The following is a 25,205-nucleotide window of genomic DNA, read 5'->3' on the forward strand; positions in this document are numbered from 1 at the left end:
CCGGCCGCCCCGAATCACTTGATGGCGGCGAGGTCGGCTTCGACCTTCTTCAGCATCTCATCGGACAAGGCGCCGTTCGAGAAAGGCTGTACCGCGTGCAGGCTCATCGCCTTGAACTGTTCGAGCGCCGGATGGCTGCTGAGGCCCGGCAGGTCGGAATCGAGCACCGCCTTGGCCTTGGCATCGGCGATCAGATCCTGAATCGGCGTATCGAGGGTGAATTTCGCAGCCGTGGCGGTTGCCGTCTGCGCGGCGGGCGCCGGCGCATTCTGGGCGTTCGCAGCCAGCGGCGTCAGGGTGGCCAGTACAAGGCCGAACGAAACTGCAAGCTTCATCGCATCCGCTCTCCAAAGGTGAATGCGTATCGCATTCGTGCCACACGCTAGCCACGAATTGCGGCAAGCGCGAGACACTTCGTAATACTAGCGGCCGAGCGTCAGCAGCCACATGTCGGGCACGGCCCAGAAGCGCAGCGGCACGATGCTGGTGCCAATGCCCGCCCCCACCACCACGGTGCGCCCGGCTTCGCGAAACACGCCACAGCCATAGCGGCGGCCATAGGCAGACGCCGTGAACAATGGCCCCAGCAAGGGCGTGCTGATCTGGCCGCAATGGGTGTGTCCGGCCAGTACCAGCCCGTACCGCGACGGCAGCGCAGCGGCGATATCGGGTTCGTGCGCCAGTACCAGCGTCGGCCCCGGCAGCGCGCGCGCCGCCCGGTCCATGGCCGCGAAGCGATATTGATCGCTCGATAGATCGTCGGCGCCGGCAATCGTCAGCGGCCCGCGCCGCACCGCCTGATTGCGGAGCAACGTGATGCCGGCCTGCGCCATGTGGCGCGGCAGCAGCGCGACACCGGCCACGCTGTAATCATGATTGCCGAGCACCGCGACGACGCCATAGCGCGCCTGCACCCCCCGCAGCGGCGCTACAATCTCCGCCTGCGAATATTCGTGCGTGGCAGCGTCGCGGTGCGATTCGAAATCGCCGGCGATCAGCACAAGGTCCGGGTGCAGCGCATTCACCTGCGCGACGACATGCGCCAGCCGCGACGGCGGCGTGTCCGGCCCGACGACATGCAGGTCCGACAGCAGCACCACCCGCATCGGCGGCGCGCTGGCCGGCCAGTCGGCCATATGCACGTCCAGCCGCCGCACCGCGGGGTCGCGAATGGCGGTAGCGTAGCCGATGGACAGAAAGGCGATCAGAACAAGAAGCAACAGGGTGACGGCGCGGCGCATGCGCGGCCCTCTAGCGCCTGGACGCGGCCGCGCCCATCTAGTTTGATATGCGCGCCTTTGCCGACCTGCTCGACCGGCTGATCTACACGCGATCGCGCAACGCGAAGCTGCGTCTGATCGGCGCCTATCTGCGTGCCACACCCGATCCCGACCGTGGCTGGGCGATGGCGGCGCTGACGGGGACGCTCGACCTGCCGGCGGTGAAGCCGGCGCTGCTCCGCGCGATGATCGAGGCGCGGGTCGATCCGGTCCTCTATGCGATGAGCCGCGACTTTGTCGGCGATTCGGCCGAGACGATCGCATTGCTCTGGCCCAGCCCGCACCGGCCGCCAGCCGAATCGGCGCCCCTCACGCTTGGCCAGGTCGTCGACACGCTCGCGACCATATCGAAGTCGGACGCGCCCGCGACGCTGGCGGCCATGCTCGACCGGCTCGAGGCGGACGAACGGTTCGCGCTGCTCAAGCTCGCGACCGGCGCGCTGCGCGTCGGCATTTCGGCCCGGCTTGCCAAGACTGCGCTCGCCCAGGCGTTCGGGCTCGATGTCGATGCGGTGGAGGAAGTGTGGCACGGGCTTGCCCCGCCCTATACCCGCCTTTTCGACTGGGCTGAGGGCCGCGCCGAACAGCCCCGCGCCGAGGATGTGCCGGTCTTCCGGCCTTTCATGCTCGCCCATCCGCTCGAGGAAACGGCGGTCAGCCTGGCCGACTATGCCGCCGAATGGAAATGGGACGGCATCCGCGTCCAGCTCGTCCATGCCGGCGGCGAGACGCGGCTGTACAGCCGGGCGGGCGACGACATCACCCGCAGCTTCCCCGAAGTGGCAGCGGCCTTCGCGACACAAGGCGTGCTCGACGGCGAGCTGCTGGTGCGCGGCGAGGCGCAGGGCGGCGAGGCCGGCAGTTTCAACGCGCTGCAGCAGCGGCTGGGGCGCAAGCTGGTGTCGGCGAAGACGCTTGCGGAATTTCCTGCCTTTGTCCGCCTGTACGACATATTGTTCGACGGCGCCGAGGATGTCCGCGCCCTGCCCTGGCACGCGCGTCGGACGCGGCTGGAAACATTGGTGCCGCAGCTCGATCGGGAGCGCTTCGATCTCTCCGCCGTGATCGACGCGCCCGATTTCGATGCGCTGGCAGAGATCCGCGCCGGCGCCCGCGATGCCGCGATCGAGGGCGTGATGCTCAAGCGGCGCGATTCGCCCTATGTCGCCGGGCGGCGCGTCGGGCTGTGGTATAAATGGAAGCGCGACCCGCTCACGGCGGACTGCGTGCTGATGTATGCGCAGCGCGGGTCGGGCAAGCGCAGCAGCTTCTATTCGGACTTCACCTTCGGCGCCTGGACCGCCGAAGGCGAGCTGCTGCCCGTCGGCAAGGCCTATTTCGGCTTCACCGACGAAGAGCTGCAATGGCTCGACCGCCATGTCCGCACCCATACGGTCAACCGCTTCGGCCCTGTACGCGAGACCGACAAGTCGCTGGTGCTGGAAGTCGCGTTCGATTCGATCCACGAGTCGCGGCGCCACAAATCGGGGCTGGCGATGCGCTTCCCCCGCATCGCCCGCATCCGCACCGACAAGCCGCCGCACGAAGCCGACACGATCGAGGGGCTGCGACGGCTGGTGACATGAGCCCATTGGCAGCACCGCGCCGCCGTGCGAGGCTGCCGCTCCATCCTGCAGGGGGAGACGCAAATGGTCGGGGTTAGACTGGCGCTGTCGCTGGTCATGGCGGCGGTGGCCGGCGGGGCAGCGCCCGAGGCGGCGCGACATCAGCAGGCGACGGCACCCGTTATCGGCATTTGGCAGCCGCCGGCCGGCGTCCGCCAGATTCCGCTATGGCCGGGCAGCCCGCCCGACAGCGCGGATGCCAAGCGCCCGCCCGAACATGCCGAAACCTCGGTCAATCCGAAGCGCTTTGAGGGGCGGCCGGTCACCGGCATCTTCGACGTGACCACGCCCACGCTCACCTTCTATCCGGCCAAGCGCCCGGGCAAGGGCGCCGCAGTGCTGGTCTTCCCCGGCGGCGGCTTCAAGCTGCTGGCGATCGATCTGGAGGGCACCGAGGCGTGCGACTGGATGACCGCGCGCGGCATCGCCTGTGCGGTCGTCAAATATCGCGTGCCGGACAGCAATCACCATTATGACCCCGCCTGCGATTGCCACGTGACACCGCCGCACCTCACTGCGCTGGAGGATGCACAGCGCGCAATCCGCCTGCTCCGTGCCCGCGCGGCCGAGTGGCATGTCGATCCGCACAAGATCGGCGTGATCGGCTTTTCGGCGGGTGGCTATCTGGTCGTGCAGACGAGCAACATCGTCGAACCCGCTTATACGCCGGTCGACGCACTCGACCGGATCAGCAGCCGGCCGGACTTTGCCCTGCCGCTTTATCCCGGCCATCTCTGCCGCAAGGGCGACACACTCGACCCCGCGATCCATGTGACCAGGGAGACGCCGCCCACGTTTCTCGTCCAGGCATGGGACGACCCGGTCGACGAGATCTGCAACAGCACGCTCTATGCCCGGGCGCTCGACGCGGCGGGGGTGCTGGCGGAAATCCATCTGTTCGGCAGCGGCGGCCATGCCTTTGGCTTTCGCCGGACCGGCACAGGCGTCGATCGCTGGACAGTGCTGATGGAAACCTGGCTGCGCGAGCGGGGGCTGCTGTAGGCGCCGCTATGCTAAGCTGCATGGATAGTGCCCCACCGTCCCCAGCTTCATCCGGGTGCTGGCTGGCGTATCCAGCAATAGTTCTGTTCCATTTTCCTCAAACGCCCGCAGACACGGCTTTCGTCAGGGCGACCACTGCTGGAGAGGAGCGAAATATGCGGATTGGGTCCGCGCCAATGCAAAAAGGCCGGGCGTTTCCACCCGGCCTCTTCGATTCGCGTAGCCCTTGGCAGGGTTACTGCTGCGGCGTCAGGTTCACCGCTGCGTACTTGCCGCGACGATCGACCTCCAGCTCGAATTCGAGCCGGTCGCCTTCGTTGAGCGTCGGCATGCCGGCACGCTCGACAGCGGAGATGTGCACGAACGCATCGGGCTGCCCGTCGTCGCGCTGAATGAAGCCGAAGCCCTTCATCGCGTTGAAGAACTTGACCGTGCCGGTCGCCTTCTCGCCAGTCAGCTGACGCTGCGGGCCGCCGCGCGGCGCACCGCCCGGACCACCGGCAGCGGCGTCGCGCGGAGCGCGCTCGGTCACCGGCAGCGGCTCACCATCGATCTTCAGCTCGGTCGCCGAGATACGGCCACCGCGATCGACCAGCGTGAAGCCCAGCGGCTGGCCTTCGGCCAGTGCGGTCAGGCCAGCCTGTTCCACGGCGGAGATGTGCACGAACACGTCCTCGCCGCCGTCATCGCGAACGATGAAGCCGAAACCCTTTTGTGCGTTGAAGAACTTAACGACACCGGTGGCTTCGCCGACGACCTGGGGCGGCATGCCGCGGCCGCCGCCGAAGCCGCCACCACCGCCGCCGAAGCCACCGCCGCCACCGCGGAAACCGCCACCGCCGCCGCCGAAGCCGCCGCCACCGCCGCCGAAGCCACCGCGGCCACCGCCGAAACCGCCACGGTCTTCGAAGCCGCCGCCGAAGCCGCCGCCGAAGTCATCACCGAAGCCGCCGTCGCGCTTGTCCCTGCCGCGCCCGCCGCGATCACCGCGGCGCCCTCTATCGAAACTCATGCCCTGTTCGTCTTCCCGGTTCGCCCTACGTAACCAATCAAAACCCGAGCGCCGGACGAAAAACGCAGGTCTTCCGGCACTAACATAGCGCCACCGGCACCGTTCATAACGCAAAACAATAGGGCACGCGAACAAATTTCGTGCCGATCAGCGCCTTTATGGCATCAAAGTGTCCGAAACGCCGCACATCCTCCCGTTTCCGGCAGTCACTGTGCAGGAAAACGCCCGGAAAAACGCGCCGTCCGATGCGGCAAAGCATTGAGATGCGACGGCAAGCGGTCTAGGCGATTCGGATGGCTGTATATTTCCACGAAGAAGACCTGCCGGAAGACGTGTTCGTCCCCGGCGCAGCGATTGCCGTCGATACCGAGACGATGGGTCTGATCACCCCGCGCGACCGGCTGTGCCTGGTCCAGCTGTCCGACGGGTCGGGCAACGAGCATCTCGTCCGCTTCGGGCCGCGCTCCAGCTATGACGCACCGAATCTGCGGATGGTCCTCGCCGATCCCGAGCGGCTGAAGCTCTATCATTATGCCCGGTTCGACCTGGCGGCGATTCGTTTCTACCTCGGCGTCACGGCAGGCCCGGTCTATTGCACCAAGACTGCTTCGCGGCTGGTGCGCACCTATACCGACCGGCACGGCCTGAAGGATCTGGTGCGCGAACTGGTGGGCGCGGAAATTTCCAAGCAGCAGCAGTCGTCCGACTGGGGTGGCCCGGACATCAGCGATGCCCAGCGCGATTATGCCGCGTCGGACGTCCGCTATCTTCACGCCCTGCGCGAGGAACTGGATCGCCGGCTGGAGCGCGAGGGCCGCACCGAGCTGGCCCAGGCCTGTTTCGACTTCCTGCCCTGGCGCGCCGAACTCGATCTCGCCGGCTGGTCCGAAGTCGATATCTTCGCCCATATCTGATCCCGGGGTTGCCGATCCCGCATCGGCCACCCACAAAGGCTGCCATGTCTGAACTCGCCGCTCGGTTGCGCTCGCAGCGCCGGTCCTGGGCCCATCCCGGGAGCCACCATGATCGCATGGTGCGGCTGGCGCTTGTGGTGCTGCCCATGGGAATCGGCGTGCTTGGCGCGTTTCTGGTGACGGCGCCGCTGTTCATGGGCGGCGATGTCAGCTTCGTGCTCGACAAGAACAAGGTGGCGATGTCGCCCGAGCGGTTGCGAATCGAAACCGCCGATTATCGCGGCCAGGATGCCAAGGGGCAGCAGTTCGAGCTGCATGCCGGTTCGGCGGTACAGAAGAGCTCGGCCGAGCCGATCGTGCAGCTGCGCGACCTGAGCGCGCAGATTCGCCTGACCGACGGGCCCGCCACGCTGGTGGCGCCGCAAGGCCGGTACAATATGGACAGCGACCAGGTGGGCGTGGACGGGCCGATCCATTTCCAGACCGCCGATGGCTATGTGCTCAACACCCAGAATGCTACGGTCGACCTGAAGACGCGCCGGCTGGCGAGCCAGGGTGGCGTGCGCGGCACGACCCCCAGCGGCCCGTTCAGCGCGGACCGGATGACGGCCGATCTCGAACAGCGTATCGTCAAGCTCGACGGCAATGCCCGCTTGCGGATCATGCCGAAGCGCGCAAATAGGCAGCAATGATGCATCGTTCTGCCCTGTTCGCCCTTGGGCTGCCACTGCTCGCGGCGGCATCGGTGCCTGCCGCGGCCCAATCACGGCATGATTCCAACGCGCCGCTCGATTTCAATGCCAAGCATATCGAGTTGCAGGACAAGCAGAATCGTGTGATCCTGGCTGGCGATGTCGTCATTACCCAGGCGGAAATGACGCTGCATGCCGACCGCGTGACCATCAACCTGACCGGCAGCGCGATAAACGGCTCGCCCGAGGCTTCGCGTGTCGATGCCGCCGGCAACGTCACCGTCAGCCGGCCGGACCAGAACGGCCGGTCGCAATTCGCTGTCTATGACGTCGATCGTCGTATCATCACCATGATCGGCAATGTCACATTACGTCAGGCAGGCAACAATGTCTCGGGCGGGCGGCTGTCGATCAACCTCGATACCGGTCGCGCGACGATCGACGGATCGGGCGTGCGCGGCTCGGGTTCGGGCGCGGGCCAGCCGGGCGTGCAGAACCAGGGCGGCCGCGTGACCGGTCGCTTCTCGGTACCCAAACGCGACAATTCGAGCGACTCGCAACCGTCGCCGGCACCGGCCGCACCAAAGCAATAACCGGGGTTCGGGCCACGGCACGCCGCGCAGGGCCTTTTCTTCCCGGCATTTATCATGCAGGAATCCTGCCAATCGGCCATGCTGGCCGGTCGGTACCCGCGAACAGTTCCCAGCAGGAGTCGTGATGAGCGACATCGACATCCTCGAAACGCCGATCGCCGATCCGGCCCCGACGCCCGAACGCGGGCTGGCGGTGGTTTCGATCGCCAAATCCTATGACAAGCGCATCGTGCTGACCGATGTTTCGGTGTCTGTCGGGCGCGGCGAGGTGGTTGGCCTGCTCGGCCCCAATGGCGCGGGCAAGACGACCTGCTTCTATTCGGTAATGGGTCTGGTGAAGCCGGACAGCGGCCGCATCATGCTGGACGGCGAGGACATCACCCGACTGCCCATGTATCGTCGGGCGATTCTTGGCCTGGGCTATCTGCCGCAGGAAACGTCGATCTTCCGGGGCCTCAGCGTCGAGAAGAACATCCTCGCGGTGCTCGAACTCGCCGAACCCGACCGCGATGCGCGCCAGGCGCGGCTGGAACAGTTGCTCGACGAATTCGGCCTCACCCGCCTGCGCACCTCGCCGGCAATGGCGCTGTCGGGCGGCGAGCGGCGCCGTGCCGAAATCGCCCGCGCGCTGGCCGCCAACCCGACGATCATCCTGCTCGATGAGCCGTTCGCCGGCATCGACCCCATTTCGATCAGCGACATTCGCGATCTGGTGAAGCAGCTTCGTGCGCGCGGCATCGGTGTGCTGATCACCGACCACAATGTCCGCGAGACGCTGGAGATCGTCGATCGCGGCTATATCATCTATGACGGCCGCGTGCTGTTCGCCGGCTCGCCCGACGATCTGGTGCGCGACGAGAATGTCCGCCGCCTCTATCTCGGCGAAAGCTTCTCGCTCTAAACCGCCATGAGCCTCGCTCCTCGCCTCGATCTGCGCCAGTCGCAATCGCTGGTGATGACGCCGCAGCTGCAGCAGGCGATCAAGCTGCTGGCGCTATCGAACCTCGAGGTGGAAACCTTCATCGCCGAGGAGCTGGAGCGCAACCCACTGCTGGACGCGCAGTCGGGCGAGGAGGGCGCCAGCGAACCTGCCGCTCCCGAGCCCGAATTCGAAGGCGAGCCGCGCGACGGCCCGGCCGATGCGAGCGAACTGATCCTGGGCGGCGGCGAGGCAAGCGGCGAAGCCGCGCTCGATGTCGATCTTGCGACCGAAACCTTCCACCACGACTCTGCTGCCGACATGATCGGCGGGCTTGACGGTAGCCTGGGTCTTTCCGGCACCGGCGCCGGAGGATCGGAAGACGGGCCCGATTTCGATAATCTCGGCAGTTCGGACCTGAGCCTCGCCGATCATCTGCTGGCGCAGGCGGGCTCCATCTTGTCCGGCGCGGACCTGTTCATCGCCCAGCATCTAATCGATCAGATCGACGAGTGCGGATACCTGACCGTGCCGCTGCTCGACATTGCCGAACGGCTGGGGGTGGCACTGGCGCAGGTGGAAGCAGTGCTGGCGGTGATCCAAACCTTTGACCCCACCGGTGTCGGCGCGCGCAACCTGGCCGAGTGCCTGGCGCTGCAGGCAAAGGAAGCCGATCGCTACGATCCGTGCATGGCGCGGCTGATCGACAATCTCGAACTCGTCGCGCGCGGCGATCTCGCCCGCTTGCGGCGCATCTGCGATGTCGACGACGAGGATCTGGCCGACATGATCCGCGAACTGCGCGGCTATGATCCCAAGCCCGGCTGTCGCTATGGCGGGGAAGCGGTGCCGGCGGTGACGCCCGATATCTTCGTCGCCCGGCGCGGCAACGGCTGGGCGGTGGAGATCAACGCCGCCACTTTGCCCCGGCTGCTCGTCAATCGGGCCTATTATGCCGAGGTTTCGGGCGGCAAGCAGAACAAGGCGAGCAAGGCCTGGCTCAGCGACATGCTCGCCAGCGCCAACTGGCTGGTCAAGGCGCTCGACCAACGCCAGCGCACGATCATCAAGGTCGCGAGCGAAATCGTGAAGCAGCAGGAAGGCTTTTTCCTGCACGGCGTCGCCCATCTGCGCCCGCTGACACTGCGCCAGGTGGCCGATGCGATCGAGATGCACGAATCGACCGTCAGCCGGGTCACCAGCAACAAATATCTGAGCTGTGCGCGCGGGCTGTTCGAACTCAAATATTTCTTCACCTCGGCCATCCAGTCGGCCGATGGCGGCGAGGCGGTGTCGGCCGAGGCGGTGAAGAGCGCGATCAAGGGGCTGATCGCCGCCGAGGACCCGAAAAAGATCCTGTCCGACGACACGCTGGTCGAGCTGCTTAACGCGCGCGGCTTCGACATTGCACGGCGCACCGTCGCCAAATATCGCGAGGCGATGGGAATCGGCAGCTCGGTCCAGCGCCGGCGCCAAAAGGCACTCGAAGGCGCGGGTTGATCCGGCAGCGCTGCCGACGCTCAGGGGCGCAGGCCGCCCTGCATCAGCATCATCGTGATGCTGCCCATGTCGACATATTGGACGACGCCCGCAAAGCTGCCGACCACCTGCGGATCCTGCGCCAGGTCCATCAGCGCGGCGCGGCCCAGCACCGCCAGACTGTCCTGCAGCGCGGCCGGGTCGCCCTTGATACGCGCCATCGCCTCGGTGCGGCAATCGCGCGTCACCAGCCGCGTGATCAACTGCCCGGCCTGACGAGTCGCTTCCAGCCTGCGGCCTTCATCGACATGCGCCATGTCCCGCACCGCGGCGCCCTGTGCCACGTCCGCGAATACCCAGCGGATCAGCACGTCGCGGTCGGCCCGGCTGCTATGCGCGCGCAGGCACTCGCCAAAGGGATCGCGCGCCTGGGCCTGTGCGGCGGGCACTGCGAGGAACGAAGCAACGGCCGCTCCGGCGGCCAGCACCATGCGAATCGACATGGTGCTCCCGCTAGCGAAGTTCCGCGGCAAGATCGGGGCAACGCTGCGGCAAATCGCTGCGGTCTATAGCGCGATCAGCACTTCGTTGCGGCGCAAGGGCCCCGGGATGAAGGGCGAATTGTAGAAGGCATATTCGACTGCACCCCCTTGCAGCCCGCGCTTCGCCAGCCAGCCGCGCAATTCGTCGGCGCGGTTCGCGAGCACCGCATCGCTGGCAGCGCCGGAGAAGCGCAGCACCGCGACCCGCCGCGCCGGGCGCCGGGTCAGCCGCACTTCGTCCGCGGGGGCAGGCAGTGTGTCGAGCGAGAATTTGGACGGCATCACGAACTGCGTGCGCCAGCTGCCTTCCTCCTGGCTGCTCAGCACCGGCGCGGTCATGGCGATCTTCTCGCCGCCGCTGCCGCCACCATCGCCGCGCCGCTTGGCGAAGATATAGTCGGCGAGCCGGCGGAAGCCTGCATTCAGCGCCGGCTCGCGCGCGCCGATCGCGCGGGTTTCGGCGACGACCAGTTCCGGATAGTCGCGAATCTCGAAGGCGCCGTCGCGTTCGACCAGTGTGAATTTCGGCTGCTCGCTCGCCCGCTCAAAGGCGTAATAGGCTGCCGCAGCCGCCATCACGGTTCCCCCGACGATACCGCCGATCAGCGCCCAGTTCGTCCGCTTCGCCACCTGCACCTCCTCAATCGTCTTCGTCCTCGAACCCGGCAAGGTCGAGCGCCCGTGCGCCTATCTGCCGAAGGCGGCACCAATGTACCAGCGCATCTTCGCGCCCGTGCGTTACCCACACTTCGCGCGGGGCCAGTTCCTCGATCGTCTGCGTCAGTTCGTCCCAGTCGGCATGGTCGGACAGGATGAGCGGCAGCTCGACATTGCGCTGACGGGCGCGCTGGCGCACCCGCATCCAGCCGCTGGCCATTGCCGTCACCGGGTCCGGCAGCCGCCGCGACCAGCGATCGTTGAGCGCGCCGGGCGGGCAGAGGATGATGCGGCCGGCCAGTTCCTGCTTCGTCGCCCCCGTGGCGGGCCGCAGTTCGCCCAGCGCTACACCGTGCGCGGCATAGAGGTCGCACAGCGATTGCAGCGCGCCGTGAATGTAGATCGGATCGTCGAACCCCATGCCACGCAGCTCGGTTATCACCCGCTGCGCCTTGCCCAGCGCATAGGCGCCGACCAGCACGCAGCGTTCCGGCTCGGCCCGCAAAGCCGCAAGCAGCTTGTCGATCTCGTCGCCAGTCTCGGGGTGGCGGAACACCGGCAGGCCGAACGTGGCCTCGGTGACGAACACGTCGCACGGCACTGGCTCGAACGGCGCACAGCTGGGATCGGGCCGTCGCTTGTAATCGCCCGAGACGACGATCCGTTCGCCGCCATGGTCGAGCACGATCTGCGCCGAGCCGAGCACATGGCCGGCGGGGACGAAGCCGATGTCGATCGGCCCCAGCCGGATCGACTCGCCATAGCCGACCGGATGGCCGTTCTGCGGCCCGTAGCGCGCGGCCATGATCGCCAGCGTTTCGGGCGTCGCCCACACTTCGCCATGGCCGCCGCGCGCATGATCGGCATGGCCATGCGTGACAAGGGCGCGTGCGACAGGCTTGCACGGATCGATCCACGCATCCGCCGCCGGCAGATAGATGCCGGTAGGATCGGGGGTGAGCCAACTGCCGAGCGCCATGCCGTCGATATGGGGGCTGGCCGGCGGATCGAAAGGGGTACGATCCGTGCCGATCGCGGCAGCGGCCGATGACGATACCGCCGCTTGCCCATTGTGCGACGCCGGCGACGCTCTAGGCTGCGCCCATCGTGCTCAGCCTTGGGGGAGTGCCAGCCGTGATTCGTCCTTTGCCTTTGCGCGGCATCGCCTGCGCGACCGGCGCCACGTCGCTCGGGCTCGTCTATCTCGCCGGCGCCGGTGCGCCGCTGCGGTTCCTGATCGTGCAGGCATTTGCCTTCGTCCTGGGGCTGGCGCTGTTGTGGGCGCTCCGCCGCGACCGCGTCGTCGACCGCTTCCTGCCTGCTGCCACGCTGGCAATGGCAGGGCTGCTGCTCGCCGTCACGCTGGCCGGCCCAACCTACGACGGTGCCGCGCGCTGGGTGCGGCTTGGCGGGTTGCTCGTCCAGCCGAGCTTCGTGCTGCTGCCGCTGATGATCCTCACCCATGCCCGCGTGCGGAACAAGCTGACCAGCACCGCCATGGCGGTGGCCGCGCTGGCGCTGGCACTTCAGCCCGATCGGGCAATGGCCGGAATGCTGGCCGCCGGCACCGCCTGGATCGCGGGCGCCAGCCCCCATCGCGCGACCATCTTTGCCGCCATCGCCGCGCTGGCGGGCCTGGCAGCGGCGATGGCGCAGGCCGACAATCTGCCGGCCGCGCCCTTTGTCGAACAAATCTTCTATTCGGCCTTCGCCACCCATGCGCTGCTGGGCCTGGTGGTGCTGGCGGGCGCAGCGCTGCTGCTGGTGCCGATGGCATCCGGCCGCACCGGCACGCCGGACGACCGGCTGATCGGCTGGACCTTCGGCATCGTCTGGCTGACGGCGCTCGCGGCAGCGGCACTCGGCAATTACCCGACGCCCGTGGTCGGCTATGGCGGCAGCGCGGTGATCGGCTATCTGCTCAGCCTGTTCGCGCTTCCCGCGGCACCCGCCTTTGCGCAGACAAACGACCGCGAGCCGGTAGCGCGCGAAAGCGACAGCCCCGATCGCTGGCAACGCCTCGCCCCGGCCCGGGCGCGCTGACAAGCGCCTCCCCAACGGCCGCGCGACGCCCTACATAAGGGTGTGCCTGCCGATCTTCCCGCCCCGCTTGCCGACTGGTTTGCCGCGCGCGGCTGGGCGCCGCGCCGGCATCAGCAGGCGATGCTGGCGGCGGCGCGCGCCGGGCAGCATGCACTGCTCGTCGCACCCACCGGCGCGGGCAAGACACTGTCGGGGTTCCTTCCCAGCCTCGCAGCGCTGATCGAGGCGCCCGCGGATGGGCTCCACACCCTCTATATCTCGCCGCTCAAGGCGCTGGCGGTCGACGTGCAGCGCAACCTGCTGACGCCGATCGAGGAAATGGCGCTGCCGATCCGCGTCGAAACACGCACCGGCGACACCCCGCACGAAAAAAAGGTCCGCCAGCGTGCGCGGCCGCCGCAGATCCTGCTCACCACCCCCGAATCGCTGAGCCTGTTGCTGTCCTACGAAGACAGCCTGACGATGTTCGCAGGGCTGAAGACGGTGGTGATCGACGAGATTCACGCCTTTGCCACCGGCAAGCGCGGCGACCTGTTGGCGCTGGCGCTCGCCCGGCTGGAACGGCTGGCGCCCGGCTTCCGCCGTGTCGGCCTGTCCGCCACGGTGGCAGATCCCGACGGCTACCGCGCCTGGCTGGCGCCGCACGGCGATATCGACACGGTCGCGCTGATCGAGGGCGAGAAGGGCGCCGAGCCCGACATCGCCATCCTGCTGCCCGAAGGCCGGGTGCCCTGGGCCGGGCATTCGGGCATCTATGCCATTCCGCAGGTGATGGCGGAGATCGAGACGCACCGCACCACTATCGTCTTCTGCAACACACGCGGGCTGGCCGAGCTCGTCTTCCAGCAATTGTGGAAGGTCAACGACCTCAGGCTGCCAATCGGCGTCCATCATGGCAGCCTGAGTCTCGAGGCACGCCAGCGCGCCGAGCAGGCGATGGCCGACGGGCGGCTGCGCGCGCTTGTCGCCACCGCCAGCCTCGATCTGGGCGTCGACTGGGGCGATGTCGATTGCGTGATCCAGATGGGTGCCCCCAAGGGTGCCTCGCGCCTGCTGCAGCGGATCGGGCGGGCCAACCACCGGCTCGATGAGGCGAGCGAGGCGGTGCTGATCCCCGGCAACCGCTTCGAATATCTGGAAGCGCGGGCGGCGCTGGACGCGGTGGAAGCAGGCGAGCTGGACCCCGACCATTTCCGCCCCGGCGCGCTCGACGTGCTTGCCCAGCACATCATGGGCTGCGCCTGTGCCCAGCCGTTCACCGCGGCGGAAATGCTGGGCGAGGTGGGTGCGGCCCTCCCCTATTCGGCGCTGACCGAAGAGACGTTCGACCGGGTGCTGCACTTCATCGCCGATGGCGGCTATGCCCTGCGCGCCTATGACAAGTTCAAACGGCTGACGCTGGGCAAGGACGGCCGCTGGCGCGTCACCCAGCCCGCTTTTGTTGCGCAGCATCGCCTCAACGCCGGCATCATTGTCGAAGCGCCGATGCTGGAGGTGCGCTTCAAGAATGGCCGGCGGCTGGGCAAGGTGGAGGAAGGCTTCGCCGCCTCGCTGTCCCCCGGCGACACCTTCTTTTTCGCCGGTCTGGCGCTGGAAGTGGAGCGCGTGGAGGCCACCGACCTGATCGTTCGCGCCACCGCCAAACAGGCGCGCGTGCCCAGCTATATGGGCGCGCGGCTGGCGATTACGGCCAATCTGGCGGACCGGGTCCGGCGATTCCTGTTCGATCGCGGCCAATGGTCGCGCTTTCCGGCCGATGTTCGCGAATGGCTGGAGACGCAGGATCGCCGCTCCGCCCTGCCCGCCCCGGGGCAGTTGCTGGTCGAAACCTTCCCGCACGAGGGGCGCCACCACCTCGTCATCTACAGTTTCGAAGGCTGGAACGCGCACCAGTCGCTGGGCATGCTCGTCACCCGGCGGATGGAGGCGCTGGGGCTGAAGCCGCTGGGCTTTGTCGCCAATGACTATGCGCTGGCGGTGTACGGGCTCGAGAAGATCACCGATCCGCGCCCGCTCTTCTCGCCCGACATTCTCGAGCATGAATTTGTCGATTGGGTGCAGGGCTCGGCACTGCTCAAGCGCGCCTTCCGCGAAGTCGCGATCATCGGCGGCCTGGTCGAGCGCCAGCATCCGGGCAAGAAGAAGACCGGGCGGCAAGTAACCTTCTCGACCGACCTGATCTATGACGTGCTGCGCAAATACGAGCCGGACCATCTGCTGCTGCGCGCCGCCTGGGAGGATGCCCGCGCGCGCATGACCGATGTCGGCCGGCTCGCCCGCCTGCTCGACGAGGCGGGAGACCGGATGCTGCACATCGATCTGGAGCGGGTCAGCCCTATGGCGGTACCGGTGTTGATCATGATCGGTCGTGAAACCGTAGCGCAGGGCAGTACCGAGGACGCGCTGCTCGAAGAAGCCGAAGCGATTGCAGCCGAAGCGATGCGCATCGATTAAGGCTTTTATTTTGCGGGATTGCTGCGCAGCACGAACAGGCATATTCTCGCGCCATGTTCAGTGTGCTGAGTCCGCTGATCTTCTGGAGCCTGCAGGCCAGCCTGCTTGTGGGGCCGCCCCCGATACTGCCGCAGGATCCCGATTCGACCATTCCCGCCAGCCAGCCGGGCGACATTCAGTTGGCGCTGGGCGATGCCGCCGCGCGGCTGACAGTGCCGGTCGCACTGGGCAACAAGGGACCCTATCCTTTCATCATCGATACCGGCGCCGAACGCACCGTCATTTCGCATGAACTGGCGCGGACGCTGGCACTGCTGCCGGGCGCACCCGTAACCGTCACCTCGATGACCGGCCGCAATCTGGTCGATACCGTGGTCGTGCCCGAGCTTGCCATCCAGTCGATCGGCGAACCGCACCGCATCATTGCCCCCGCCTTTGCCGCTGCCAATCTCGGCGCAGCGGGCTTGCTGGGTATCGACACGCTCAGCCGGCACCAGGTGACGATCGACTTCGACACCGGCACGATGCAGGTACGCCCCAGCACGCCGCGCAAGCGCCACGAACGCCACGCGCCCGACGAAATCATCGTCACGGCGAAGAGCCTGTTCGGCCAGCTGATCGTCACCGATGCCTTTTACGCCGGCAACCGAATCCGCGTCGTGCTCGACACCGGCTCGCAGGTGACGATGGGCAATTCGGCATTTCGGCGGCTGGTGCACGACCGCAGCCGGCCTGAGCCGATCCGCCTCACCGGCGTTACCGGCGACACGCTACAGGCCGAATATAGCCAGGTTCCCGATGTCCGCATCGGCGACATCGCGTTCGGCACGCTGCCGGTTGCCTTTGCCGATGTCGAACCGTTCCGCCGTTTCGGCCTGACCAAAAAGCCGGCGGTGCTGCTGGGCATGGACGCGATGCGCAGCTTCCGGCGGATCGAGATCGACTTTCCCAACCGGCAAGTGCGCTTCCTGATGCCCCCGGAGGCGCGGCACCCGCGCCGCCCCGCCGGTTGGGATTCGCCGCTCAGCTTCCAGACGCGCAACGACTTCCCCTGAGCCGCGCGGCGATTGACATTGGCCTGACCAACTGGTTGTGCGGAGGTCATGACGATCCTTTCCCGCGCCACGCTCGGTTCGCTTCCCGCCAGCATTGTCCGCCCCGGGCATGCCCCCGCGGCATTGCGCACCGGCATCGTCCATTTCGGGCCGGGCGCGTTCCACCGCGCGCATCAGGCTGCCTTTGTCGACCGCGTGCTCGATCACGATTCGCGCTGGGGCATTGCTGCCGTGTCGCTGCGCAGCGGCAGCACCACCGATGCGCTGAAGGCGCAGGACGGGCTGTACACGCTGGCGGTGATCGATCGCGCGCCATCGATGCGCGTTATCGCCGCCCATTCGGACGCGATCGGCCCCGGCGAAGGCCGTCGCCTGCGCGCGCTGCTGGCCAGCCCCGATGTGCGGATCGCCACCAGCACCGTCACCGAAAAGGGCTATTGCCTGGCCGGCGACGGCACGCTGGACATGGCGCATCCCGACATCGCCCACGATCGCGCCCGCCCCGATGAGCCCGCCAGCGTGATCGGCTGGATCGTCGCCGGCCTCGCCGATCGCCGCGCGGCCGGCGTGCCGCCCTTCGCCATGCTCTGCTGCGACAATATGACCGGCAATGGCAGCAAGCTCCGCACCGCCTGCGTCGCGCTGGCCCGCGAATGGGATGCCGGGCTGGCCGACTGGATCGCCGCCGAAGTCGCTTTCCCGGATTCGATGGTCGATTCGATCACGCCCGCCAGCGATGCGGCTTTGCTGGCGAAAGTCGCTGCCGAACTCGGCCTGGAAGACAAGGCTGCGGTGCAGCGCGAATCCTTCACCCAATGGGTGCTCCAGCGCTTCCATCTGGCCGACGGCCCCGATCTCGCCGCCGCGGGCGTAACGCTGACCGGTGACGTGCGCGGCTATGAACAAGCCAAGCTGCGCATCCTGAACGGCAGCCATTCCAGCCTTGCCTATATCGGTCTGCGGCTCGGGCATGAGACGGTATTCGAGGCGATGTCGGACGCCGCGCTGGGCGGCTTCGTCACGCGGCTGGCGCATCAAGACATCGCCGCATCACTCGGCCCCGTCGAAGGGCTCGATGTCGCCGGCTATGCCGATGCCGTGCTCGACCGGTTCCGCAATCCCGCGATCCGGCACCTGCTGTCGCAGATCGCCTGGGACGGCTCGCAAAAGCTGCCCTATCGCCTGCTCGACACCACGGCAGCGGCGCTTGACGCCGGGCGGCCGGTCGATCGGCTGGCCGTGCCGGTGGCAGCGTGGATCGCGTTCCTCGGCGCAAAGGCGCGCGCGGGCGAGACGATCACCGACCCGCTGGCCGATATTCTGGCAGCGGCCGCGACCGCAGCGGCGCCGGTGGAGGCAGTGCTGGCGCTGGGCCAGATCTTCCCGCCGCGCGTCGCGCAAGATCCCCGCTATCGCAGCGCCCTGACCGAAGCCTTTGCCGCGATCGGTAACGGCGGGCTCGGCAACCTGCTGGCACGCTGAGTCCGCACGCCGGTTCGGCGATTGCCGGGCGCACGCGCATCGATTAGCCCAAGGCCCTCTCCTCCGGCCAATCGAGGTGTCGCATGTCGCTTACCGAGCTGCTCGTCCCGACCTATCGCAACCTGCTGCGGACCTTGTCCGGCCTGCTCGACAAGGCAGTCGACCAGCGCGGCGACGATGCCGAAGCACTGCTTGCCGAGCGGCTCCGGCCGGACATGTACCCGCTGGCATCGCAGCTTCGCTTCGTCGCGCTGCAGGCGCAGGAAGCGTTCTTCCGCCTGCGGGACGAGCCGCTACCCGACACGCTGGCGCAGCTCGGTGCCGAAGGTCGTAATGCCGGGGAGGCGCCGGGCACCATCGCCGATGCCCGCGCCCGGATCGACGGAGCGCTGGCGTTTCTGGACACCTTAGATACCGCCCAGATTGATGCTGCGGCCGACACGGCGCTGGCGATCACGCTGCCCAACGGCATGACCTTCGACATGACCGGCGAGACCTATGCCCGCGACTGGGCGCTGCCCCAGGTCTATTTCCACGCCGTGACCGCCTATGCGATCCTGCGGGCACAGGGCGTGGAGATCGGCAAGGCCGAATATGTGCCGCACATGTTCGCCTATCTGCGGCAGGACGCGCCCGCCGCAGCCTGACGATCAGGCCCGCGCGAGAATGGCATCGACCCAGGCGGGGACCAGCACCCCCGCCGGGCCCATTCGGCTTTCGTCGAACCAGTGGCTGCCGCCCGACGGCTCGAGGTTCATCTCCAGCGTCTCCGCGCCATAATGGCGCGCGGTCTGGACGAAGCCTGCGGCGGGATAGACCGCGCCCGAAGTACCGATCGAGACGAACAGATCGGCCTGCGCCAGTGCCGCCTCGATCCGCTCCATCTGATATGGCATCTCGCCGAAGAAGACGATGTCGGGGCGCAGCGCCGGCGTGCCGCAATTCGGGCACTCGGTTGCGGGCGGCAGCGAATCGGCCCAGGGCTCGCGCACGCCGCATGCTGCGCACAGCGCCGACAACAGCGCGCCATGCATGTGGAGCAGCCGGGTGGCGCCGGCGCGCTCGTGCAGGTCGTCGACATTTTGCGTGACGATCAGCAGCTCGCCCGGCCACACCGCGTCGAGCCGCGCCAGCGCATGATGCGCGGGATTGGGCTGCACCGTGGCAAGCGCGGCGCGGCGCAAATCATAGAAGCGATGCACCAGCGCCGGATCGCGCGCCAGTGCCTCGGGCGTGCAGACATCCTCCACCCGATGGCATTTGTGAAGAATTCCGTTTTTATAGCTATCCCAATACGTTGCACCGCCTTGGGTGCGGAATGTCGGCAGCCCGGACTCGGCGGAAACGCCCGCACCAGTCAGAATCACAATGTTCTGTTTTCCGCTCATGTAGTCCTGCCGTGAGGGGGCGTTTTTGCCGAACCGTCGTGGTTCCGCCAGCCCTCGGCAATCTCTTGCGCAACCTTCTTTGCAGATGGAGGCCAGCCATCTGCCTCTAGCTCTCCGACACACCCCCAGCAATCACCGCCACAGTCGGTAGATAACGGATCGGTCTCACGATTGAGCGGCCGTCCACAGGTTTGGCAAAAGGCGGACACGTACGCTCTCCTATAATCGTTTACCGGACGCCCATCTCTTCTCCACCCGATGCCCCTCCCACAATCCGCCCGGCCCGTGAAAGGTGGCGACGCCGCTTTCGGCCGATATGCCGGCGCCGGTGAGGATGAGGATGAGGATGAGGATGAAGATGCTGCGGATGCTGCTGGCCATGGCGCCACCCTAGGCCGCTATTGCCGCCGCCGTGAATAGGCCCCGGCGGCGGGAAAAAGAAAAAGCCGCCGGCCGCCAACAACTGCCCGCTTCGCAAGCGCGCCCCTTTGTGCCACAGCGCAGCCCATGACGAGCATCGGCATCTACGGCAGCCTGGGCCGGATGGGTCAGGCAATCGCGGCAGTGGCACCAGAACTGGGCGCCCGGCTGGCAGGCGGCGCCGATATCGCCGACGATCCCGCCGAACTCGCCGGCAAGGCCGATGTGCTCGTCGACTTCTCAACCCCCGCGGCACTCGAATCGCACCTCGCCGCGGCCGTCGCCGCGCGGAAGCCGGTCGTCATCGGCACCACCGGGCTGGCAGCGTCGCACCATGCCCGCATCGATGCCGCCGCGGCCGAAATCCCGGTGCTGCAGACCGGCAATACCTCGCTCGGCGTGACGCTGCTCGCGCAGCTGGTACGCGAGGCGGCGAAGCGCCTCTCCGACTGGGACATCGAAATCATCGAAGCGCATCACAAGCACAAGGTCGATGCGCCCTCCGGCACCGCGCTGCTGCTGGGCGAGGCGGCGGCCGACGGGCTGGGGACGACGCTGGCGGATGCTGCGGTGGTCGGCCGCGCGGGGCTCACCGGCGCGCGCAGCGATGGCACGATCGGCTTTGCCAGCGTGCGCGGGGGCGCCATTTACGGCGACCACACCGTCTTGTTCGCTGGCAATGGCGAGCGGATCGAGCTGACCCACCGCGCCGACGACCGCGCGATCTTCGCCCGCGGGGCGGTGCGGGCCGCACTGTGGCTCGCCGGTCGCGCGCCGGGCCGCTACACCATGGAGCAGGTGCTGAGCGTGTGAAGAAGGCGGACATCGTCGAATTCTTCTCGCGGCTGGCCGCGGACAATCCGCATCCGGAGACCGAACTTGAGTCGGTCAACACCTATACGCTGCTGGTCGCGGTGGTGCTTTCCGCCCAGGCGACCGATGCCGGGGTGAACCGCGCGACACGGCGGTTGTTCGCCGAAGTTGATACGCCCGAAAAGATGGTCGCACTGGGCGAGGTGGGGCTGAAGGAACACATCAAGACGATCGGCCTGTTCAACACCAAGGCCAAGAACGTCATCGCCCTGTCCGAAGCGCTGATCCGCGACCATGGCGGGGAAGTCCCCGCCGACCGCGACGCGCTGGAACAATTGCCGGGCGTCGGGCGCAAAACCGCCAATGTGGTGATGAACGTGGCGTTCGGCGCGGAGACCTTCGCGGTCGACACGCACATTTTCCGCGTCGGCAACCGCACCGGCCTGGCGCCGGGCAAGACGCCGCTCGCCGTCGAGCTGAAGCTGGAAAAGGCGGTGCCGCAGCCGTTCCGCCTGCATGCGCACCATTGGCTGATCCTGCACGGCCGCTATACCTGCAAGGCGCGGACGCCCGAATGCTGGCGATGCAGCGTCGCCGATCTTTGTGCGTTCAAGCCCAAGACCAAGGCCCCGGCCGCCCGCAAGAAGGACGCGCCCGGCGCCTGAACCGCGAAGGATCGATCGATGCGCCTGTTCCTCGCCGCCGCCCTGCCGCTGCTCGCCGCGCCTGCGCTGATGCCGCAGCAGCGCGACTCCGTCCCCGGCGCCACACCCGCAGGCAATCCGGTCGACTGTCTCTCGCTCACCCGGATTCGTGAGAGCCGCGTGCGCGACGACCGGACGATCGACTTCATCGCCACGGACGGCAAGGTCTATCGCAACACCCTGCCCTATGCCTGCCCCAGCCTGGGCTTCGAAGGCCGCTACGCGCATGAAAGCACGCTAGGGCAGATCTGTTCGGTGGACACCATCACGGTGCTCACCGGCCCCGGCATCAGCCGCGGCGCAACCTGCGGCCTGGGCAAATTCCAGCCGGTGACGCTGGCAAAACGCTGAAACAGGCTGGCGCGCCGGCAAATGCTTTGCTAGGCGGCTGCGTTCCAGGCACCCGTAGCTCAGCTGGATAGAGCGCTGCCCTCCGAAGGCAGAGGCCACAGGTTCGAATCCTGTCGGGTGCGCCACCCTCCATCGCCATAAACCCTTGTCGTCCCACAGTCGCGCGTGCTGGACGGGCATTTTGTAATCGGTTACTTGGGCCGTGAGGTGCCCGTCCTCCCGGTATCAGAGGCACCCGCATACCGGAGAGACCCGCCCATGCGCCGCGCCCTGCACGCTACCGCCCGCCCGATCCCTGCCGCCTGCCCCGCGCTCCGCAAGACGCTCGCTGCCGGCCTGCTGGCCTCCGCAGCGCTGCTGCCGGCGATCGCCCTGGCACAGGCCGCACCGCCCGAGCTCGTCACCGCACGCGGCGGCGACGATATCCGCATCACGGCGATTGCACCCGGCGTGCTGCGCGTGCGGATCGCGCCGCATGGCCAGGCGCCCGAGGATGCGAGCTGGGCCGTCCCCGCCGCGCAGCGCCATGCGCAGACTTCCGCAACCGTCACCGCAGACGGCATCGCCACGCCGCTGCTCCGCGCCGTGTTCGACCGCGCAAGCCAGCGGGTGCGGTTCGAGGACGCCACCGGCCACACGCTGTTCGCCGAGGCCGAGCGGCCGCTGATCCGCGACGGCGCCAGCTTCACCCTGCGCACCACGCTGGCGCTGGACGAACATATCTTCGGCCTGGGCGACAAGACCGGCCCGCTCGACCGGCGCGGGCAGAGCTTCACCACCTGGAACACCGACAGCTTCGGCTTCGGCAACGGCACCGATCCGATCTACAAGTCGATCCCGTTCTTCATCAGCACGGGTCACGAGAACCGCGCCTATGGCGTGCTGCTCGATTCGAGCTGGCGCGGCTGGTTCGATTTCGGCCACCGCGACGCCGACACGGTGGAGATGGGCGCAGCGGGCGGCGCGGTCGACTATTATGTACTCGCCGGCCCCAGCGTTGCCGAGGTGACGCGCCGCTATGCGTGGCTGACCGGCACCACGCCGCTGCCGCCGCGCTGGGCGCTCGGGTACCAGCAGTCGCGCTGGTCCTATATGAGCGAGGCGGAAGTGCGCACGCTCGCCGACCGGCTGCGTGCCGAGCGGGTGCCGACCGACGTGATCTGGCTCGACATCGATTTCCAGGACCGCCTGCGCCCCTTCACCATCGATACCAAGACCTTCCCGCATTTCGGGCAGATGGTGAAGGATCTCGATGCGCAGGGGATCAAGACTGTCACCATCACCGATCTGCACATCGCCGCCGCGCCGAACCAGGGCTATGCCGCCTATGACAGCGGGATCGCCGGCGACCAGTTCCTGCACCGCGCCGATGGCAGCCTCTATGTCGCGCCGGTCTGGCCGGGCCCGGCGGTGTTCCCCGAATTCACTCGTGCCAGCACCCGCGCCTGGTGGGGCAGCATGTTCAAGCCGCTGGTCGACATGGGCGTGGCCGGCATCTGGAACGACATGAACGAGCCGGCGATCTTCGAAACGCCGATCAAGACCATGCCGCCCGAAGTACGCCACCGCATCGCCAGCGACGATTTCGCGCCCCGCACCGCCACCCATGCCGAGATCCACAATGTCTACGGCATGCTCAACACCCGTGCGACCTATGAGGGGCTGCGTACGCTGCGCCCCGACGAGCGCGCCTTTGTGATGACGCGCGCTTCCTATGCCGGCGGCCAGCGTTATGCCGCGACCTGGACCGGCGACAATTCGGCTACCTGGGATCATCTGCGCCTCGCCGTCGCACAGACGCTCAATCTGGGGCTGTCGGGCTTTGCCTGGACGGGCACGGATATCGGCGGCTTTATCGGCGGACCGACGCCCGAGCTGATGACCCGCTGGTTCGAATATGGTGCGTTCCTGCCGATCATGCGCGACCATTCGCAAAAGGCGGCACCGCGCGCCGAACCCTGGGTGGACGGCCCCGAGCAGCTCGCGATCCGCCGGCATTATGTCGAGGAGCGCTATCGGTTGCTGCCCTTCCTCTATGGGCTGGCCGAAACCAATGCGCGCACCGGCGACCCGATGGCCCGGCCGCTTTTCTATGATTTCCCCGGGATGATCAGCGAAAGCTGCGTGACGACGATGAGCTTCACGCTGGGCGGCAAGCTGCTGGTTGCGGGCGCCCCGCGCCCTGAACAGCACAACAGCTACGCCGCCTGCCTGCCCGCCGGCATCTGGTACGATTACTGGACCGGCGCAAAGGTGACGCCGGAGCCTTCCCGCGACGGCCCCTTCGGCCTGCTGACGATCACGCCGCAGCTCGACACGCTGCCGGTGTTCGTGCGCGGCGGCACCATCCTGCCGCGCCAGCCGCTGGTGCAGTCGACCAGCCACAAGCCCGAAGGGCCGCTGGAGCTGCACATCTATCCCGGGCCCGATTGCGCCGGCACGCTGTACGATGACGACGGCCATTCGATGGGCTTCACCCGCGGCCAGTTCGCCCGCCAGACGGTACGCTGCGAAATGGACGCAAAGGGCGTGACGCGGATCGTGTTCGATCGCCGGGAGGGGCGCTATGCGCCGTGGTGGCAGCGGATCACCGTCACCATCCATGGTGCGGGCGCCGCGCAGGCCCGGCTGGGCGGCAAACCTCTGGAGACGGAGTCCGATGCTGCCGGGTTGCGCTTCGATCTGCCGGACATGGCCCCCGGCGGCGTGGTCGAACTGCGCGGGGCGTAAGGCCCTACTCGGTCAGCAGCCAGGCCAGCGCCGCGTCGCGGTCTTCGAACACCGCCATCGTCGGCACTACCCCTTCGAGCCGCCGCAACTGGCGGCGGGCGAGCGCGGTGGATACCACGAATGCCAGCTTACGCGCCCGGATCGGAATCACAGAGGGGTGGCTGAACGTCTGCACGATCATCTCGGCGGTAGCCTGCGGCACCACCGGTACGCCGCGCGTATCATAGAGAGTCAGGTGCTTGCCTGCCATGTCGCCCAGCGAACGTACCGCTGCGCGCACCTCTTCACCGATCCACACCAGCGATTCAGGCGTGATGACGCCAGAGATCGTCGCCTCGACCAGAGCATGCGCCCGATCGACGCGAATCTTGTGGGTAATTCTATCGTTCATGCGCTTAGGTTCGAAATGCGGTTAAGATGCTACATCGCGAGGGTGCGCTGAACGGAACATGTCTCAGCTTCTGACCTTGCTTCCACAAGAATATTGCCCTCCGCAACGCAGGTGATTTGAGGTCAACGGTCAGCGCCCAGGAAACCAGCGGATTTCACCTTGATCAAGGCGTTCACCAGCGCCATCAAATTCGACGCGAGCGCCATCTTTCAGGTGCCACTCCGCGCGGATGATGGCAAAGGTCGCCCCCATACGGTTCTGCATTTTTTCAACGGCTAATTTAGCCGGCTTTCCGTATATCATAGACAGATATTTGAACGCTTCCTGCTGGCCATCGATGCCAGTTGTGTCGATTCCGCCCGCGCTTGGTTTGCCATCGCTAAGGTAAACGGTCGTGTTGGCAGCAATCCATTTCGGCCTCATAGGGCGAAGTTCGAAGTTGATGTAGGTTTCGTGAGGATAGGTGCAAATCTTATCGGGCGGCGGATTGTCTGTGCATTTCGGATAGGCCTCCCAATCAAAGGGCCGGACTCCAACGAAGGCAACTCGCTCTTGCGCGGTCACAGCTTGTGCCAACGCTATCGCAATAAGAAGCATCGTGATCCTCCCCGAACAAGGTCGGAGTTTACAGATCAGCAAACAGGTGTCGAGACCGACAC

Annotated in this window: 26 protein-coding genes and 1 tRNA gene; 17 read left to right on the forward strand and 10 right to left on the reverse strand. The window is 67.0% G+C overall.

The window, feature by feature from the left end; genetic code table 11:
- Nucleotides 1-14 precede the first annotated feature (14 nt).
- Both ACT53M_RS05795 and ACT53M_RS05800 read right to left on the reverse strand, forming a co-directional pair.
- On the reverse strand, nt 15-335 hold the full coding sequence (locus ACT53M_RS05795) for a hypothetical protein (RefSeq protein WP_476230236.1): 321 nt from the start codon (nt 333-335) through the stop codon (nt 15-17).
- A gap of 87 nt (nt 336-422) precedes the next feature.
- Entirely contained in the window at nt 423-1,241 is an 819-nt protein-coding gene (locus ACT53M_RS05800) for a metallophosphoesterase (protein ID WP_476232076.1), read from the reverse strand.
- Between the two features lie 47 nt (nt 1,242-1,288).
- On the opposite strand from ACT53M_RS05800, the gene ACT53M_RS05805 reads away from it, so the two are divergent.
- Both ACT53M_RS05805 and ACT53M_RS05810 read left to right on the forward strand, forming a co-directional pair.
- Nucleotides 1,289-2,866 (forward strand): cisplatin damage response ATP-dependent DNA ligase, encoded by a 1,578-nt coding sequence (locus tag ACT53M_RS05805; RefSeq protein ID WP_476232078.1) that lies wholly within the window; start codon nt 1,289-1,291, stop codon nt 2,864-2,866.
- Nucleotides 2,867-2,929: 63 nt separating this feature from the next.
- On the forward strand, nt 2,930-3,907 hold the full coding sequence (locus ACT53M_RS05810; RefSeq protein WP_476232079.1) for an alpha/beta hydrolase: 978 nt from the start codon (nt 2,930-2,932) through the stop codon (nt 3,905-3,907).
- Between the two features lie 235 nt (nt 3,908-4,142).
- Here the strand turns inward: ACT53M_RS05810 and ACT53M_RS05815 are convergent, their stop codons facing one another.
- Nucleotides 4,143-4,919, reverse strand: coding sequence for a cold-shock protein (locus ACT53M_RS05815; RefSeq protein WP_476232081.1), 777 nt, complete (start codon nt 4,917-4,919; stop codon nt 4,143-4,145).
- Between the two features lie 293 nt (nt 4,920-5,212).
- Between ACT53M_RS05815 and ACT53M_RS05820 the strand changes: the two genes are divergently transcribed.
- From ACT53M_RS05820 to rpoN, 5 genes are all read left to right on the forward strand, one after another.
- A complete protein-coding gene (locus ACT53M_RS05820; protein WP_476232083.1) occupies nt 5,213-5,833 on the forward strand; it encodes a ribonuclease D in 621 nt (206 codons plus the stop codon).
- 44 nt (nt 5,834-5,877) lie between these two features.
- Entirely contained in the window at nt 5,878-6,525 is a 648-nt protein-coding gene (gene lptC / locus ACT53M_RS05825) for an LPS export ABC transporter periplasmic protein LptC (RefSeq protein WP_476232084.1), read from the forward strand.
- Nucleotides 6,522-7,118 (forward strand): LptA/OstA family protein, encoded by a 597-nt coding sequence (locus ACT53M_RS05830; RefSeq protein ID WP_476232085.1) that lies wholly within the window; start codon nt 6,522-6,524, stop codon nt 7,116-7,118. Before lptC ends, ACT53M_RS05830 begins: the two co-directional genes overlap by 4 nt.
- 124 nt (nt 7,119-7,242) lie before the next feature.
- Entirely contained in the window at nt 7,243-8,019 is a 777-nt protein-coding gene (lptB, locus tag ACT53M_RS05835) for an LPS export ABC transporter ATP-binding protein (RefSeq protein WP_476232086.1), read from the forward strand.
- A gap of 6 nt (nt 8,020-8,025) precedes the next feature.
- Nucleotides 8,026-9,537 carry an RNA polymerase factor sigma-54 gene (rpoN, locus tag ACT53M_RS05840; RefSeq protein WP_476232088.1) on the forward strand — a complete coding sequence of 504 codons (1,512 nt, stop codon included), beginning with the start codon at nt 8,026-8,028 and terminating at the stop codon, nt 9,535-9,537.
- Between the two features lie 20 nt (nt 9,538-9,557).
- Here the strand turns inward: rpoN and ACT53M_RS05845 are convergent, their stop codons facing one another.
- The 3 genes from ACT53M_RS05845 to ACT53M_RS05855 all read right to left on the reverse strand — a co-directional run bounded on the left by ACT53M_RS05845 (nt 9,558) and on the right by ACT53M_RS05855 (nt 11,694).
- Complete coding sequence (locus ACT53M_RS05845) at nt 9,558-10,019, reverse strand: hypothetical protein (protein ID WP_476232090.1); 462 nt, start codon at nt 10,017-10,019, stop codon at nt 9,558-9,560.
- Nucleotides 10,020-10,082: 63 nt separating this feature from the next.
- Nucleotides 10,083-10,688, reverse strand: coding sequence for an SOUL family heme-binding protein (locus ACT53M_RS05850; RefSeq protein ID WP_476232092.1), 606 nt, complete (start codon nt 10,686-10,688; stop codon nt 10,083-10,085).
- 10 nt (nt 10,689-10,698) lie between these two features.
- Complete coding sequence (locus tag ACT53M_RS05855; RefSeq protein ID WP_476232094.1) at nt 10,699-11,694, reverse strand: ligase-associated DNA damage response exonuclease; 996 nt, start codon at nt 11,692-11,694, stop codon at nt 10,699-10,701.
- Nucleotides 11,695-11,849: 155 nt separating this feature from the next.
- Between ACT53M_RS05855 and ACT53M_RS05860 the strand changes: the two genes are divergently transcribed.
- The 5 genes from ACT53M_RS05860 (at nt 11,850) to ACT53M_RS05880 (ending at nt 18,396) form a co-directional block, all read left to right on the forward strand.
- Nucleotides 11,850-12,758 carry an FtsW/RodA/SpoVE family cell cycle protein gene (locus tag ACT53M_RS05860; RefSeq protein ID WP_476232096.1) on the forward strand — a complete coding sequence of 303 codons (909 nt, stop codon included), beginning with the start codon at nt 11,850-11,852 and terminating at the stop codon, nt 12,756-12,758.
- A gap of 42 nt (nt 12,759-12,800) precedes the next feature.
- Nucleotides 12,801-15,212, forward strand: a complete 2,412-nt coding sequence (locus ACT53M_RS05865; RefSeq protein ID WP_476232098.1) for a ligase-associated DNA damage response DEXH box helicase — start codon at nt 12,801-12,803, stop codon at nt 15,210-15,212.
- A 53-nt stretch (nt 15,213-15,265) separates the two neighbouring features.
- The gene (locus tag ACT53M_RS05870) at nt 15,266-16,267 is read left to right on the forward strand and encodes an aspartyl protease family protein (RefSeq protein ID WP_476232100.1); all 1,002 of its coding nucleotides are present in this window, start codon (nt 15,266-15,268) and stop codon (nt 16,265-16,267) included.
- A gap of 48 nt (nt 16,268-16,315) precedes the next feature.
- Nucleotides 16,316-17,749: a mannitol dehydrogenase family protein gene (locus ACT53M_RS05875; RefSeq protein WP_476232102.1), complete on the forward strand. Its 1,434-nt coding sequence runs from the start codon at nt 16,316-16,318 to the stop codon at nt 17,747-17,749.
- 83 nt (nt 17,750-17,832) lie between these two features.
- Entirely contained in the window at nt 17,833-18,396 is a 564-nt protein-coding gene (locus tag ACT53M_RS05880; RefSeq protein WP_476232104.1) for a DUF1993 domain-containing protein, read from the forward strand.
- Nucleotides 18,397-18,399: 3 nt separating this feature from the next.
- Here ACT53M_RS05880 and ACT53M_RS05885 read toward each other — a convergent pair whose 3' ends face one another.
- Both ACT53M_RS05885 and ACT53M_RS05890 read right to left on the reverse strand, forming a co-directional pair.
- On the reverse strand, nt 18,400-19,137 hold the full coding sequence (locus ACT53M_RS05885) for an NAD-dependent deacylase (RefSeq protein ID WP_476232105.1): 738 nt from the start codon (nt 19,135-19,137) through the stop codon (nt 18,400-18,402).
- A gap of 219 nt (nt 19,138-19,356) precedes the next feature.
- Nucleotides 19,357-19,518 carry a hypothetical protein gene (locus ACT53M_RS05890; RefSeq protein ID WP_476232107.1) on the reverse strand — a complete coding sequence of 54 codons (162 nt, stop codon included), beginning with the start codon at nt 19,516-19,518 and terminating at the stop codon, nt 19,357-19,359.
- A 126-nt stretch (nt 19,519-19,644) separates the two neighbouring features.
- Here ACT53M_RS05890 and dapB point away from each other — a divergent pair, with 126 nt between their 5' ends.
- The 5 genes from dapB to ACT53M_RS05915 all read left to right on the forward strand — a co-directional run bounded on the left by dapB (nt 19,645) and on the right by ACT53M_RS05915 (nt 24,155).
- Nucleotides 19,645-20,370, forward strand: a complete 726-nt coding sequence (gene dapB / locus ACT53M_RS05895; RefSeq protein ID WP_476232109.1) for a 4-hydroxy-tetrahydrodipicolinate reductase — start codon at nt 19,645-19,647, stop codon at nt 20,368-20,370.
- On the forward strand, nt 20,367-21,035 hold the full coding sequence (gene nth, locus ACT53M_RS05900) for an endonuclease III (RefSeq protein ID WP_476232110.1): 669 nt from the start codon (nt 20,367-20,369) through the stop codon (nt 21,033-21,035). Before dapB ends, nth begins: the two co-directional genes overlap by 4 nt.
- 18 nt (nt 21,036-21,053) lie before the next feature.
- The gene (locus ACT53M_RS05905; protein WP_476232112.1) at nt 21,054-21,425 is read left to right on the forward strand and encodes a hypothetical protein; all 372 of its coding nucleotides are present in this window, start codon (nt 21,054-21,056) and stop codon (nt 21,423-21,425) included.
- 48 nt (nt 21,426-21,473) lie between these two features.
- Nucleotides 21,474-21,550, forward strand: a tRNA-Arg gene (locus tag ACT53M_RS05910).
- Nucleotides 21,551-21,683: 133 nt separating this feature from the next.
- On the forward strand, nt 21,684-24,155 hold the full coding sequence (locus ACT53M_RS05915) for a glycoside hydrolase family 31 protein (RefSeq protein WP_476232114.1): 2,472 nt from the start codon (nt 21,684-21,686) through the stop codon (nt 24,153-24,155).
- A gap of 4 nt (nt 24,156-24,159) precedes the next feature.
- Here the strand turns inward: ACT53M_RS05915 and ACT53M_RS05920 are convergent, their stop codons facing one another.
- Both ACT53M_RS05920 and ACT53M_RS05925 read right to left on the reverse strand, forming a co-directional pair.
- A complete protein-coding gene (locus ACT53M_RS05920; protein WP_476232116.1) occupies nt 24,160-24,546 on the reverse strand; it encodes an STAS/SEC14 domain-containing protein in 387 nt (128 codons plus the stop codon).
- Between the two features lie 129 nt (nt 24,547-24,675).
- Nucleotides 24,676-25,143 (reverse strand): hypothetical protein, encoded by a 468-nt coding sequence (locus ACT53M_RS05925; RefSeq protein ID WP_476232118.1) that lies wholly within the window; start codon nt 25,141-25,143, stop codon nt 24,676-24,678.
- Nucleotides 25,144-25,205 lie beyond the last annotated feature (62 nt).

The organism is Sphingomonas sp. DMC6 (assembly GCF_056314225.1).

Bases quoted from the DNA above. Each gene is read 5' to 3' on its own strand.
- ACT53M_RS05820 (WP_476232083.1), top strand. From the start codon at position 5,213: ATGGCTGTATATTTCCACGAAGAAGACCTGCCGGAAGACGTGTTCGTC.
- lptB (WP_476232086.1), top strand. From the start codon at position 7,243: ATGAGCGACATCGACATCCTCGAAACGCCGATCGCCGATCCGGCCCCG.
- ACT53M_RS05925 (WP_476232118.1), bottom strand. From the start codon at position 25,143: ATGCTTCTTATTGCGATAGCGTTGGCACAAGCTGTGACCGCGCAAGAG.
- ACT53M_RS05830 (WP_476232085.1), top strand. From the start codon at position 6,522: ATGATGCATCGTTCTGCCCTGTTCGCCCTTGGGCTGCCACTGCTCGCG.
- ACT53M_RS05915 (WP_476232114.1), top strand. From the start codon at position 21,684: ATGCGCCGCGCCCTGCACGCTACCGCCCGCCCGATCCCTGCCGCCTGC.
- dapB (WP_476232109.1), top strand. From the start codon at position 19,645: ATGACGAGCATCGGCATCTACGGCAGCCTGGGCCGGATGGGTCAGGCA.
- ACT53M_RS05875 (WP_476232102.1), top strand. From the start codon at position 16,316: ATGACGATCCTTTCCCGCGCCACGCTCGGTTCGCTTCCCGCCAGCATT.
- ACT53M_RS05880 (WP_476232104.1), top strand. From the start codon at position 17,833: ATGTCGCTTACCGAGCTGCTCGTCCCGACCTATCGCAACCTGCTGCGG.
- ACT53M_RS05920 (WP_476232116.1), bottom strand. From the start codon at position 24,546: ATGAACGATAGAATTACCCACAAGATTCGCGTCGATCGGGCGCATGCT.
- ACT53M_RS05845 (WP_476232090.1), bottom strand. From the start codon at position 10,019: ATGTCGATTCGCATGGTGCTGGCCGCCGGAGCGGCCGTTGCTTCGTTC.
- ACT53M_RS05795 (WP_476230236.1), bottom strand. From the start codon at position 335: ATGAAGCTTGCAGTTTCGTTCGGCCTTGTACTGGCCACCCTGACGCCG.
- ACT53M_RS05800 (WP_476232076.1), bottom strand. From the start codon at position 1,241: ATGCGCCGCGCCGTCACCCTGTTGCTTCTTGTTCTGATCGCCTTTCTG.
- lptC (WP_476232084.1), top strand. From the start codon at position 5,878: ATGTCTGAACTCGCCGCTCGGTTGCGCTCGCAGCGCCGGTCCTGGGCC.
- ACT53M_RS05905 (WP_476232112.1), top strand. From the start codon at position 21,054: ATGCGCCTGTTCCTCGCCGCCGCCCTGCCGCTGCTCGCCGCGCCTGCG.
- ACT53M_RS05810 (WP_476232079.1), top strand. From the start codon at position 2,930: ATGGTCGGGGTTAGACTGGCGCTGTCGCTGGTCATGGCGGCGGTGGCC.
- rpoN (WP_476232088.1), top strand. From the start codon at position 8,026: ATGAGCCTCGCTCCTCGCCTCGATCTGCGCCAGTCGCAATCGCTGGTG.
- ACT53M_RS05890 (WP_476232107.1), bottom strand. From the start codon at position 19,518: ATGGCCAGCAGCATCCGCAGCATCTTCATCCTCATCCTCATCCTCATC.
- ACT53M_RS05815 (WP_476232081.1), bottom strand. From the start codon at position 4,919: ATGAGTTTCGATAGAGGGCGCCGCGGTGATCGCGGCGGGCGCGGCAGG.
- ACT53M_RS05855 (WP_476232094.1), bottom strand. From the start codon at position 11,694: ATGGCGCTCGGCAGTTGGCTCACCCCCGATCCTACCGGCATCTATCTG.
- ACT53M_RS05805 (WP_476232078.1), top strand. From the start codon at position 1,289: ATGCGCGCCTTTGCCGACCTGCTCGACCGGCTGATCTACACGCGATCG.
- ACT53M_RS05885 (WP_476232105.1), bottom strand. From the start codon at position 19,137: ATGAGCGGAAAACAGAACATTGTGATTCTGACTGGTGCGGGCGTTTCC.
- ACT53M_RS05870 (WP_476232100.1), top strand. From the start codon at position 15,266: ATGTTCAGTGTGCTGAGTCCGCTGATCTTCTGGAGCCTGCAGGCCAGC.